Below are 11,782 nucleotides of genomic sequence, written 5' to 3'. Positions count from 1 at the left end.
ATTTTCCCATTGCTAGATGGGATTCAAAAAAATCCGGGGATAACAGCGATCCGAAGTTGTACTGTCACCGAAGTGGCTTAGTTGATCCCACTTATTCATCTTATATAGTTGCCACTACATGCGCTTTTTGCGACCCACCATGATCCATGCCCCACCCATAATCAGCACAATCGCCACGAACGGTTGGATAAAGCTCAAGCTGCTCAGCATCGTGCCAATCGACATCACAGCGAAGAACAGCAGCGATATAACTGTTAGAATGTTGATGGGGATCAGTAACCATTTGTTCCGACCACCGAACCAATACAATTCGAACAAACCAACAGCTACAGCCAGAATGAAGCCCGGCCACATTGTACTCCAGTTGTTGAACAACATGGCGATCTGACAGACGATACCGACGGTGAGCAGCAGTCCACCAGGAACCAGCAGTCCAACCCCTCTGCCAATCATGGAGAAGTACAGCCAGTGGAAGAACAGCCCGAGCGGAATCACGAACAACGTGGGCCAGAATGTAGCGAAGATTGTACCTGGACCGAGTGAACCTCCCTGGTTCAGAATCAGGTACACGCCCAGCAAAATGAGAACAGGCGCAAGGATCGTACGTTTAGCCATAATATCTCTCCTTCTTAATACAAGATCAATTTTCCGAACAGTTGTATGTAGAGCAATTACTTTCGTTATTCACAGCATACCATGAACTGGAAAACTCTATCCTCCGTCTTTGGAGTTAAAATGAACCTAGACCAAAGTCTAGGTTCGAAAGATACTCAGTCGTTTTTTCATGCAAACAATCTGTGCCAAACGGTGGTGAACAAGTTACACAGAAAAATGTGATTTAGGCTTGCATGTTGCAAGAGAGAATTATCATTGCTTTCGTAGCAGATGCTCCCAGTTTGTAGGGAATCCCAAAAGGGATATATCAACTATAGTGTAAGCTTCGATTAATGAGGATAGCTCAGTCACCCAACTATCCCAGATTGTTCTATCCTTTATCAGGTACTTCGCATTGTAGATAGCTCCAAAAAGAAAGGCTTTGTCTAAGCCTAATAATTCATCATTTCGTGTGTATCTTATGGTAACAGGGATTCTATAATTAAAAAGTCTGCTGTAGTGAGCACATCTATTCCTAAAAACAGTTAAGACGTGGAACCAGTTCTCAAGTTCCCTATAACTTATGTTTCGAGAAGGGTAGTATTCTCGATCAATAGATTTTTTGTCAGACGTTTTTAAATTTTTATAGAGTGAGGACATCATAGAAATTGTACTAACTTCAAAGGCCGCCCAGATAGGATATCTATCTTGGTAATTCTCTCTATGATGAGCAATAAGCACTTCTTTGTGCTGTTTTTGAATGCATTTTTGCAAATCCTCCATAAAGCGTTGGTGAAATTGAATTTTAGAAAAATTAGCGGCATTCGTATATCCAAGAGCACCATACTTGTGGGCGAGCTTGTATGAAATTTGTGATCTTAAGGCAATCTCGATGTACTCGACAATCTTCATAAAGTGATTTCTAAGGGCTGCATCAAACAAATAATGCTTATACACTTTGTTGAAAGTCGTTCCTTCAATGTAGTTGTCCGAGGTATCCTGTTTAAAAGTTAAGGCATATGCAGTAAACCTGTAATAGTGAATGCGTTTCAGGATTGTAATTGCTTCTACATCATTTTCAATTGTCATTTTTCGGTTTTTAAACTTTTCGAGCTGTTCTTCATATGTAGTAGGCGCTTTCATTTCACGTAGCTGAACATCATCTGGCAAGGAAAATACCCCCATAACGCAAAAATGTCTCGCCCTGTTCCACATGCATAAGCAGAGGTGCGGGCGAGATCTGTTATTAATAATATACGATTCGTTGACTGTTTAGTCAACAGTTAAACTTAAATTGAGCAACTACTGAATGGTAAAGCTGAGTCATCCAAAACGAAGCTTGTTATTTCACCACATCCGAATGTTTCTTGCCCCAGCTGTTCACACCGTCATCCTCAATAATGGAGATGGCAGCGTCGGCGATGTCGGGGTTTGTCATCAGTTTCTCCTGAATACGGAACTTGATGTCATCCGCATCGGCAAGACTGAGTCCTTTGGTCAACTCAATCAGACCTTCGACATGATAATAACGGCCTTCCTGAATGATACGCATCATCTGAATGTCAGCAACGTGTGTGTCTGCCAGAATGGTTTGGGACACTTTGTCCTCAATATCCTGCGGAGCTGCAACCCCGATCAATCCGATCATATTATCATAACCGACACGGAAGGCTACAGCGATCATCAGACATCCAATAATCGTTGTCACAATGCCATCGAGCAATGCAAAGTTGGTCAAGGCAATCACCACGACGGAAATCAGCGCAAGCAGGGCACCGAGTACAGCGACAACATCTTCGTAGAACACGAGACGGGTTGGCGGTGCAGCACGGCCTACATTTTTAATGGCAGCAGGGACCAAGGCAAATCCGGCGGCTTTGGGTGCGCGTGCTTCTTTTAGAATTTCCTTCATGGCTTTGATCAGAATGGCCCCGTCGATCAGAATGTTCAAGACGAGCACTCCGATGTTAATCCATAGACCACCGGTATGACCAACAGGATGCTGCAACAGATGGATACCTTCATGGATCGTTTCATACGCCATAATGGTAACAACAATCACGGCGATCATGCAGAAAATGTTAATGACCCGTCCGAATCCGGTTGGGAAGCGGCGTGTAGGTTTTTTCTCGGACAACACACTTCCGACAAATACAAATCCTTGGTTAATGGCATCAGCGAGTGAATGCATCGCCGAAGCGAACATGGCACCACTGCCACTGAATAGGAAGGCTCCCCCTTTGCACACAGCAAGTACGGCATTACCTGCCATCGCTACGGCGGAGGATGTGTTTCCTTTTTTGACGAGAGACATAAAGCTCTCAGACTTCGGTTGTTCAGCCACTTCGTATGTTCCTCCCAGATCAATGTATTAGGTGTAGAAAAGGCAGTCTTATCTATACAGCATGTGCATTTCCACTAAATGTTATTATAACCGCTTTGACATATCCCAGCATTATGCAAAAAAGGTCATATCATCATGCGCATTTCAGTACTCAATGGCTTCCAAGGCACGTAAATTGCGGTTGGATTGTTCCAATAGTTCCGTAAACGTCCCAGCGACATAATATACAAAATCCGGGTCATGCACGTACATAATAATCTGTCCAACCGTTCCTTGCTCTGTCGGATCAAAGTCGAACATCAGATACAGTGAGCCACCTCCAAGCATGCCAAACGTGATCCATTTCTTTTGAAAAAGGTAGGGTTTGATTCGGGGATCAAGCTCACGGATCTCTTCTTCGGTAAAATAATCATCCATGCGGTTCTCCACCAGCGTGGACTGCTCCTTTTGAATTTTTTCCAGGGATAACAGGTAAAATGGCTCGGATTCCCGTCCTTCCTCAAGGCTTGGATACAAGACGTGAAAGCCATAACCACTCCCATTTTTACGTTTATAAAATGCACGAAAATCAGCAGGTAATCGAATATCGTGTTCCTGCTCGAATGCGTCGAGCTGCTCATCCGTCACGCCTTCAAACTCGCGATAAGCCTCCAAGAGCTCCCGGTTTTCCTCATCTTGTACCTTCTCCTCCAGCAACATATCCAGTTCATCCATCAATTCATATATACGCTGTTCTGGCATCCAATTCCCTCCGTATGAGCTATTCAGATAATATGGTGAGTGATATGCGAGCAAACTGTGCCTGATTTCACCTCATATTATAGTTATAATCCGGAAAAGCACACAAGAAACCGAAGTCCTTGCTTACATACTACAATGGTCTCATTATTCAAGGACGGTTGTTGCATATCAGCACACTTAGCCCCATCCCAATCGATTACGTACAACCATCATGAAAGTCACTCCTAACAACAAATAAAGCGTGTGTTACAGGGGTAATCCCTGTAACACACGCTACATTTTTTATCTATATCATAAGTAGTACTAATCTTTTACACGAAAACGTAGAGGGCAGAAATAACCTGAAGAAGCGAAGTGTTCGCCTAAAAGCTTTCTGCAAGAAAGCTACATCGGAAGCATACGCTTATCACCAGATTTTCACCTTTATATAAAGTAAATAAAAAAATCTGGGGATAACAGCGATCGGAAGGTTGTTCTGTCATCGGAGTAGCGAGTGTAAATACTTTAGTTCGGTTTACATAGTCCTCTTTAATCAAACTTCCAACAGGACAAGCTCAAATTGCCATACTGATAGGCTTTAAACAGGAGCGATGCACGTTTGTTCTGATCTCCCGCACCCATGGCGAGTAACAGCGGTACAAAATGCTCCGGCGTAGGCACGGCGGCTTGAGCTGAAGGTGCCAGTTTATCATAGGAGAAGAGAGACTCCGTATCCCAACTCACCAGCTTGTCATGCAGCCAGTTGTCGAACTCTGATGCCCACGGGTCAACGCCGTTACTTTCCCAGTTCAATCGACGTAGATTGTGGACGGTTCCTCCGCTGCCAATGACAAGAATGTCTTGCTCACGCAAGGAAGCGAGCGCTTGTCCGACCTGATATTGCTGCTCACCTGTCAGATAGCGATTCACGGACAAGGCAATTACAGGAATATCCGCATCCGGGTAGAGCAGGCGTAGAACGACCCAGGCGCCGTGATCCAGGCCACGAACATCATCCGTTTGTACCGGGATCCCAGCTTCTGCGAATAGGCGCTCCACTTTCGAGGTGGTTTCTGCCTGTCCTTGAGCCGGGTACTTGATCTGATACAGCTCGGGCTGGAAACCGCCGAAATCATAAATGGTCTCATAGTTGGCTACCGAGGATACAAGCTGAGTTGTGGATTCCCAGTGAGCAGAGAATAACACGATTGCTTTGGGTTTCGGCAGTTCCTGTCCAAGTTTTTGCAAAAATTCGGTGTACACATTCTCCTCTAGTGCCAGTGATGGGGCACCGTGAGCAATAAAAAGAGATGGCATCATTATGAATTCAGTCCTTTCGGGTCTTCGGTAGTCAGATTTGCATCCGTCCGAAGCCAGTGTTGAAATTTTTGATATAGATCGGGGGTCACCTGGTGTCCACCGTTGTAAGGTACATATGTGACGTGATTGGTGTGTTGACGGAAGAAATTGGCGTTATCTTCGCCCAGTTGTAACGGGAATAGATGATCTTGATCTCCATGCGAGATGAACACAGACAGCTCCGAATCGGGTTGCAGCTTGTACTCGTCTTTCACAAATTGCGGGATATACCCACTCATCGCTACAATGCCTTTAATCGCATCTCCCATCACCAGCGATAAAGTCATCGCCATAATGGCGCCCTGGCTGAATCCGGCGATATAACGCCGTGTGGGATCAATAGCATATTTGGCGGACAGATCAACAATCAATTGTTGCAGTCCCTGAACGGAGGCATCATACAATTCACGGATGGGGTTGCCAATGCTTTTAATCTGAAAATAAGCATAACCACTACCCTGAACGATAGGTCCACGGATGGCGACGATAATAAAATCAGACTGCATAGGCTCCATCAAACGAAGCATATCTTGCTCATCTGATCCCATGCCATGTAAGGCGAAAATGACAGGATAACGTTGATCTGGATTGTAATGAGACGGTAATCGGACTTCATGTATATAAGGAGAATTCATTAAAAACACCACCTGAAGAGGAATGAGTTAAATATATCGTTCTGACAATAAAGTTCACCAATATGAAATAAATATTCTTATTTATGAACAAAATTTATCATGGTTTCATTGTAGGGTCAATACTTTTTTTGTATGATGAATATATGTTGTTTATAAAAAATCTTGAATGGTTCTACAATAAATGCCGCTGCGAATGGTTTATATCTTATTCCCGAGGACGTGATCAGGATGTTAAAAAGTATCGTGCCTATTTTGAGAATATTTGATGAAAATAAAGCGAGAGAGTTTTACCTTGAATACCTGGGTTTCCAATTGGATTGGGAACATCGATTTGAGCAAGATATGCCCTTATATATGCAGATTTCACTCGATTCCATCGTGATTCATCTCTCCGAACATCATGGAGATTGTACACCTGGAGCTGCCTTGCGCGTGGAGACGGATAACTTGGATACATTCCATGATGCACTTCGTCAGAAAGAGTACAAACATGCGAGACCCGGTATAGAGGAGACCCCTTGGCAATCAAGAGAAATGACCGTGACTGATCCGTTTGGCAACCGAATTATATTTGTTGAGGCAAGCGCCGAATAGATAACCTGAAGAAGCGAAGCGGACGTCTAGTGTTTAAAAATCAATAGAAGGGAGGGACGCGATATGGATATTGGCTTGGCTATTCGTACGATCCGTAAACAGAAACAGATTACGATCATGCAGATGTGTGAGGGAACGGGGTTGTCCAAAGGTTTTATCAGCAACGTAGAAAATAACAAAACGTCACCTTCCATTGCTACGCTGGAAAGTATTGCGGATTATCTGGAAGTGCCACTTCCCTATTTGCTGCTGACACCGGAGCAACGGATGAATGTGGTACGTAAGAACGAGCGCAAGGAAACAACGGCCGGAAGCGGACAGATCAAAGTGCAGCAGCTTACAGCCAAAGGTGCGATGCGTATGTCCATTGTGGAGTTGCCGCCAGGTGCATCGACCGGGGTAAGCAAACATGCGGGAGAAGAGAGCCATCTGGTGTTGCAGGGCAAGATTCGTGCGGAGCAATGCGAAGATGTGGAAGTTCTTGAAGTGGGTGATTCGTTTACCTGGAATGCGATCGTGCCCCATGAAGTGACCAATATCGGTGAGGAGCCTGCGGTGGTGCTCATTGCGGTGTCCAAAGAATTGGGTCTGGATCATTTGTAAAATACAAAAAGGACGGCTCCCAAGTCATGAACATGCGAACCTGCATACATGTACAATGGGAAACGTCCTTTTATATTTCTAACGAACTGAGCGAACCCTATTAGATGATTCTAAGCAGATATCGAGATGTAACGAATCTCAGACGCTTTATTTCACTGCTGTGTGTGTAATTTGGCTACATTCCACAGACTTCTGGCGAAATAACCTCGCAGTGATTCGTTACGTTTCTTATTTCCTGCAAAAGAGTACAATAAGGTGCGAGAGATTCCTTAGAAAGGTCAGAAGCACCTGTCTATTGTGGATTAGTCGTCCAGATGCCTGCTGTTTTAACGAAGACACGGTCGGACAGCTTGAGCGTTGCGAGTGCAAGTTCAGCTACATCTTCCGCTTGCATCATGCGATCTTCGTCGCCAATTTTCAGTCCGGCATTGGTCGCAAGCTCCGTATTAACGGTGCTTGGAGTCAGTGCCGTTACACGAATGTTGGACTTGCGCACTTCCTGCATCAGAGATTCAGTCATACCGAGCAATGCAAACTTGGATGCACAGTATGCCGAACCTGTAGCGAATCCGCGTTCACCTGCAGTGGAAGCAATATTGATAATGCTGCCGCTACTTTCCTTGATCATGCTCGGAAGGACAGCGCGTGTAACGTAATATGTACCCATAACGTTAACATGCAGGATGCGCTCCCACTCTTCCGGCTCCATCTCCATGAACGTCCCGAACTTTCCGATCCCCGCATTATTGATAAGGATATCCACCGCACCGAGTTCCATCTCGATGGCTGCTACAGCGGCTTCGGCCTGCGTGCGATCCGAGATATCTGCTACAGCACTGGTTACTTTCACACCGTATTCTTGACTCAGAGACTGTTGCAGAGCCTGAAGATCGGAAGCGGTACGTGCAATAAGGCCGAGGTGCACTCCTTCTTTGGCAAGAGCTTCAGCGATCGCACGGCCGATACCTTTTCCGGCACCTGTGATGATCGCTGTTTTATTTTTAAGTTCCATGTGAGTAATTCCTCCTTAGAAATGGACTAGCATTCAATTATACTATTATTACCCACAGTTCGGAAATTGGCTTCATCACTATTTGGTAATCTCGATGCTGCCAGAAGAAGTACGGGCCTTGATCACTTCCCGGCTCACCATTGGCGATTCAGGTACATCGACACTTCCGGAAGTAGCCTTAGCGTCGTAGATTCCGTCAAAATCAGGTGCAGCTTGAATGAAAATATCTCCTGATGTTCCAGACGCATTAATCGGGGCGGAATGGGACTGTTCAATATGAATGCTACCCGAAGTGAATTGAACATCAGCTGCGCCGTTTAATTCAGTAATCTCAATATCTCCTGATTTAATCTTACTGTTTACATGACCGGCAATCTGATCTGCCGTAAAACTTCCGGATGTCTGTTTCACGGTCATGTCTCCATTAATCATGGAAGCGTTAATGTCGCCAGAAGTTAGAACCAATTCAATATTGGGCGCCTTGATGTTTTCCAGACGTATGGAACCTGAAGTGTTGTTCAGCTCAAGCTGATTGGCATTTAGACCTGTCAGATCCCATTCACTTGAAGAGGAGTCCAGCTTAACCTCATTTAATTGGTGTCCTTCAGGCAGAGCAACGGTTATTGTGGAGTCTTGATCATTCCAGTACAAGGTGAAAAATTGCAATCGTTCACGTGCTGTCTGAGCCAGTTGGAATGTGCCTTTGGATAAGGTGGCTTGTTCGAAGCTTTTGACTATGGCAGGGTCCCATTTACCATCCACTTCGATATAACCATTCGAATCGGGGCTTATGACAAATTCAATATCTGCACTGAAATTAGCATTCATGATAATGTTCTGCAATTCATCTGCTTTGAAATCCCATCGTTTGGAATAATGCTCCCGTTCATCCCCGAACTGAACGCCATAGATGGATGTCCCGAGCAAACCTATTCCGATACATATCACGGCAAGCGCAAGCCATTTTTTGGTACTCATGCGGAAACATCTCCTTTCATCGTGTTTTTATTCCATCTAATATATTGAAGAGTGACGATTTTGAAGGCTCTAAAGACATACTTCGATGCGATGGCAAACAAAATACCGACCCCGAAAGCGCCAATCCCAACGAAAATTTCCGGTTTATCGAGTTGGCCCAGGAATACAAAGTCCACAACTGCTGCTACAGGAGCCACTACCAGCAAGGAAAGGCTGGCAATAACAAGCCATACCGACCACATCATGAGACCAAGGGGGATGCCAAGGATCAGATTCAGGAACAACAGGCCGATGGCGTTGAAAAATTTGCGAGTGGCGCTGGTGCTGTTTCTGGGTGACCGCATCTCGCGATACGTCGGTGCATAGAACGCATCTGAACCCGGCGTATGCATGTCATAACGATCACCGAGTGCTTCCTTGGCGATTTCTTCCGGCTGTCCGAGTTCCCGAGCGATCTCTTCTTCCAGCTTGCCTTCTCGTAGTCCAAGCTCGAAATGTTGATCATAGTCGGCGAGCAACTCAGCCCGTTCGAATGGGTCCATCGGCCGTAGATGAATTTCCATGGCTTTCATAAATTGTTGTCTATTCATTGGGGATTCCTTCCTCAATCAGATTTGCGACATTGCGCACAAATTCATTCCATTCTGTCGTCAGTGCCGTCATGTAGTCGCGACCTGTATCGGATAGCCGGTAATACTTGCGCGGCGGGCCTTCAGTTGATTCTTGAAGATAGGTGGTGCAGTAACCGTCATTCACAAGCCGGCGAAGCAAGGGATACAGTGCACCTTCAGCAACTTCGATATGTTTGGAGACCGCCTGAGCCAGTTCGTAGCCATACCGATCCTGGCGGTTAATTAATACCAGGACGCACAGCTCCAATACTCCTTTTTTGAACTGGATGTTCACATTCACACAGGTTCCTCCTTAGTAGCTTCATTTAATGCTAGTGTATATTGTTCAGTAGTGGTGAATTCATCATAGCATCCAGTACTGTTTAATGCAAGGTAGTGACTTTAAAATAGTTCCGTATCACGATTGATCGATAATAAGTTCGTTTAATACTGATGATCAGCTGAAGCTGTCTGTTTAGCTATAATTCAGCATACGCAAAAACCGGATCGGTTACTTCCGTCTGGAGGCGGATTCCGATCCGGTCTGTGAGATGAACTTTTGTTTCTTTGGTTACAGGTTAATCGCTAAATGTCGGTTATTCTTGTGCATCCAGGACTTTAAGGTCTTCCACAGCAGGGCCCTCAATGACATGGCCTGCATAATCAAAGCGGGAACCATGGCATGGGCAATCCCACGAACGTTCGCCCTCGTTCCATTCGACTTCGCAACCCAGATGGGTGCAGGTGGTATCCACCAGAAACAGCTTGCCACTGGTGTCCTTGTAGGCGCCAGCACGTTTGCCATTATGACGAACGACGGCTCCTTCGTCTTCACCAATATCGCTAACATTTTTATGCACAATGCCTACTTTACCGGAGATTAATTCCTTGGCTACATTCACATTTTCCACAATAAAGTGTTTCATACCAGGATCGGCCTTGAATCTTGCCGGATCGAATATGGCAGCATGAGGGTTGTCACGTCCAGTGATACGATCTGCAAGAAGGTGTCCTGCCATCGTGCCAGTTGTCATTCCCCATTTGGCAAACCCGGTCGCCACATAGACTCGTTCATGTCTTCCGGTAATCGGTCCGATGTAAGGCACCTTGTCGATGGAGATCAGATCCTGGGCTGACCAGCGAAAAGGGATGTTGCGGATGCCAAATGTCTCCGCTGCGAACTGCTCTAGGCGTTCATAATGACCAAAGGTACAGATGCCTTGTCCAGTTTTGTGGTTCTCACCGCCAAAGAGGATAAGTTCCTTACCATCATGTAAGACGGTACGCAAGGAGCGGTACGGTGTATCGTCCGAGATGTACATGCCACCCGCATAGGCTTTCTCCGGTTCGACTAATACAGCGTAGGATCGTTCGGCGTGTAATCGTGTGAAATAAAATCCGGGATCATAGACGGGAAAATGAGAAGCCACGACAATATGTTCCGCTGTTACGGATGGGCCATCTCCATAAGTTCTGACATGCAGGGAAGCATCCTCCTCCACATCGGTTACGGTGGTGTGCTCATAGATACGCACCCCTTGTTTCACAGCGGAATCGAGCAAGTAGTGCAGGTAGGCCAGCGGATCAAAACGTGCCTGACCCGGCATGCGAATACCTGCCCTTGCGGGAACTGGAATAGGGAGTGGATCTACCCACTCGCCAGGGATATTGAGTTTGCCATAGGCGGTCAGCTCAATCTCCAGTTTTTTAATGTTTTCCTCTGATTGAATGTAGACGTAGGCATCTTCCTCTGCCCACTGGCAATCAATCTGTTTTTCCTTCACCAGATTGCGCATCCACTTGGCGGCATCGGCATTGCCTTCATAGTACATCTGGGCCTGTTCTTGTCCGAAGTGATGCATAATTTCATCAAATATGACGCCGTGCTGTGCAGATACCTTGGCAGTGGTATGACCGGTCGTACCATCCAATACTTTTCCAGCTTCCAGCACGACCACACGCATACCCGTCTGTGCCAGCAAATAGGCTGTAGTGATCCCGGCAATACCGGCACCAATAATCGCTACATCAGCGGTGATATCTTCGGTCAGTTTTGGATAGGCATCGAATTGATGCGTAGCACGCCACAGTGATTCGGGGACCGGGGGCAGACCCGTCTTGGGCTGCTGATTGTCGCTCATTTTTTTTCCTCCTTGATTATCTTCATTCGGTTGAAGCGATTGTCGTTCAGCGCACATCGTTGTACTCTTATTCATGATTGCCAGACTATGCCATGAAAAAACGGTGTTGTTCAGATTTTGCAGAGGGGATGTTCACAATTTCCTGCGCAGAACCTCTGTTTTTTTTGTTAAACATGCTATATGATAAGATT

13 protein-coding genes are annotated in these 11,782 nt (G+C 45.7%); 2 read left to right on the top strand and 11 right to left on the bottom strand.

All coding sequences use genetic code 11. The features are described 5' to 3' along the window. Positions 1–114: 114 nt before the first annotated feature. The 6 genes from MHI48_RS28485 to MHI48_RS28460 all read right to left on the bottom strand — a co-directional run bounded on the left by MHI48_RS28485 (position 115) and on the right by MHI48_RS28460 (position 5,652). Positions 115–615 carry a hypothetical protein gene (locus MHI48_RS28485; protein ID WP_036667859.1) on the bottom strand — a complete coding sequence of 167 codons (501 nt, stop codon included), beginning with the start codon at positions 613–615 and terminating at the stop codon, positions 115–117. A 252-nt stretch (positions 616–867) separates the two neighbouring features. Next, positions 868–1,764 carry an Abi family protein gene (locus MHI48_RS28480; protein ID WP_179086526.1) on the bottom strand — a complete coding sequence of 299 codons (897 nt, stop codon included), beginning with the start codon at positions 1,762–1,764 and terminating at the stop codon, positions 868–870. A gap of 172 nt (positions 1,765–1,936) precedes the next feature. Beyond that, positions 1,937–2,938: a cation diffusion facilitator family transporter gene (locus MHI48_RS28475; protein ID WP_143781454.1), complete on the bottom strand. Its 1,002-nt coding sequence runs from the start codon at positions 2,936–2,938 to the stop codon at positions 1,937–1,939. Positions 2,939–3,082: 144 nt separating this feature from the next. Then, a complete protein-coding gene (locus tag MHI48_RS28470; RefSeq protein ID WP_076328695.1) occupies positions 3,083–3,679 on the bottom strand; it encodes an SMI1/KNR4 family protein in 597 nt (198 codons plus the stop codon). Between the two features lie 528 nt (positions 3,680–4,207). Beyond that, positions 4,208–4,978, bottom strand: coding sequence for a class III extradiol ring-cleavage dioxygenase (locus MHI48_RS28465; protein WP_076328696.1), 771 nt, complete (start codon positions 4,976–4,978; stop codon positions 4,208–4,210). Then, on the bottom strand, positions 4,978–5,652 hold the full coding sequence (locus MHI48_RS28460; protein ID WP_076328697.1) for an alpha/beta hydrolase: 675 nt from the start codon (positions 5,650–5,652) through the stop codon (positions 4,978–4,980). Before MHI48_RS28460 ends, MHI48_RS28465 begins: the two co-directional genes overlap by 1 nt. 228 nt (positions 5,653–5,880) lie before the next feature. Between MHI48_RS28460 and MHI48_RS28455 the strand changes: the two genes are divergently transcribed. Both MHI48_RS28455 and MHI48_RS28450 read left to right on the top strand, forming a co-directional pair. Then, a complete protein-coding gene (locus MHI48_RS28455) occupies positions 5,881–6,246 on the top strand; it encodes a glyoxalase superfamily protein (protein ID WP_076328698.1) in 366 nt (121 codons plus the stop codon). A 63-nt stretch (positions 6,247–6,309) separates the two neighbouring features. Then, complete coding sequence (locus MHI48_RS28450) at positions 6,310–6,849, top strand: helix-turn-helix domain-containing protein (protein ID WP_017691808.1); 540 nt, start codon at positions 6,310–6,312, stop codon at positions 6,847–6,849. A 292-nt stretch (positions 6,850–7,141) separates the two neighbouring features. On the opposite strand, the gene MHI48_RS28445 is transcribed toward MHI48_RS28450, so the two are convergent. From MHI48_RS28445 to MHI48_RS28425, 5 genes are all read right to left on the bottom strand, one after another. Continuing rightward, positions 7,142–7,861 (bottom strand): 3-ketoacyl-ACP reductase, encoded by a 720-nt coding sequence (locus tag MHI48_RS28445; RefSeq protein ID WP_036612827.1) that lies wholly within the window; start codon positions 7,859–7,861, stop codon positions 7,142–7,144. Between the two features lie 78 nt (positions 7,862–7,939). Beyond that, positions 7,940–8,839, bottom strand: coding sequence for a DUF4097 family beta strand repeat-containing protein (locus tag MHI48_RS28440; RefSeq protein ID WP_076328699.1), 900 nt, complete (start codon positions 8,837–8,839; stop codon positions 7,940–7,942). After that, positions 8,836–9,429 carry a DUF1700 domain-containing protein gene (locus tag MHI48_RS28435; RefSeq protein WP_076328700.1) on the bottom strand — a complete coding sequence of 198 codons (594 nt, stop codon included), beginning with the start codon at positions 9,427–9,429 and terminating at the stop codon, positions 8,836–8,838. Before MHI48_RS28435 ends, MHI48_RS28440 begins: the two co-directional genes overlap by 4 nt. Further along, complete coding sequence (locus MHI48_RS28430) at positions 9,422–9,751, bottom strand: PadR family transcriptional regulator (RefSeq protein ID WP_036612821.1); 330 nt, start codon at positions 9,749–9,751, stop codon at positions 9,422–9,424. The genes MHI48_RS28435 and MHI48_RS28430 overlap by 8 nt, the downstream gene beginning before the upstream one ends. 295 nt (positions 9,752–10,046) lie before the next feature. Then, positions 10,047–11,591, bottom strand: a complete 1,545-nt coding sequence (locus tag MHI48_RS28425) for an FAD-dependent oxidoreductase (protein ID WP_076328701.1) — start codon at positions 11,589–11,591, stop codon at positions 10,047–10,049. Positions 11,592–11,782: the final 191 nt, after the last annotated feature.

The organism is Paenibacillus sp. FSL H7-0942 (assembly GCF_045040715.1).
In the GTDB taxonomy this organism is placed as follows: Bacteria; Bacillota; Bacilli; order Paenibacillales; family Paenibacillaceae; genus Paenibacillus; species Paenibacillus amylolyticus.
The sequence above is the reverse complement of the archived record's forward strand: the minus strand, read 5'-3'. Positions and strand labels throughout refer to the sequence as shown.

Excerpts from the sequence above, each read along its gene's own strand:
- MHI48_RS28485 (WP_036667859.1), bottom strand. The coding sequence starts at position 615 with ATGGCTAAACGTACGATCCTTGCGCCTGTTCTCATTTTGCTGGGCGTG.
- MHI48_RS28435 (WP_076328700.1), bottom strand. The coding sequence starts at position 9,429 with ATGAATAGACAACAATTTATGAAAGCCATGGAAATTCATCTACGGCCG.
- MHI48_RS28450 (WP_017691808.1), top strand. The coding sequence starts at position 6,310 with ATGGATATTGGCTTGGCTATTCGTACGATCCGTAAACAGAAACAGATT.
- MHI48_RS28445 (WP_036612827.1), bottom strand. The coding sequence starts at position 7,861 with ATGGAACTTAAAAATAAAACAGCGATCATCACAGGTGCCGGAAAAGGT.
- MHI48_RS28455 (WP_076328698.1), top strand. The coding sequence starts at position 5,881 with ATGTTAAAAAGTATCGTGCCTATTTTGAGAATATTTGATGAAAATAAA.
- MHI48_RS28470 (WP_076328695.1), bottom strand. The coding sequence starts at position 3,679 with ATGCCAGAACAGCGTATATATGAATTGATGGATGAACTGGATATGTTG.
- MHI48_RS28465 (WP_076328696.1), bottom strand. The coding sequence starts at position 4,978 with ATGATGCCATCTCTTTTTATTGCTCACGGTGCCCCATCACTGGCACTA.
- MHI48_RS28425 (WP_076328701.1), bottom strand. The coding sequence starts at position 11,591 with ATGAGCGACAATCAGCAGCCCAAGACGGGTCTGCCCCCGGTCCCCGAA.
- MHI48_RS28460 (WP_076328697.1), bottom strand. The coding sequence starts at position 5,652 with ATGAATTCTCCTTATATACATGAAGTCCGATTACCGTCTCATTACAAT.
- MHI48_RS28440 (WP_076328699.1), bottom strand. The coding sequence starts at position 8,839 with ATGAGTACCAAAAAATGGCTTGCGCTTGCCGTGATATGTATCGGAATA.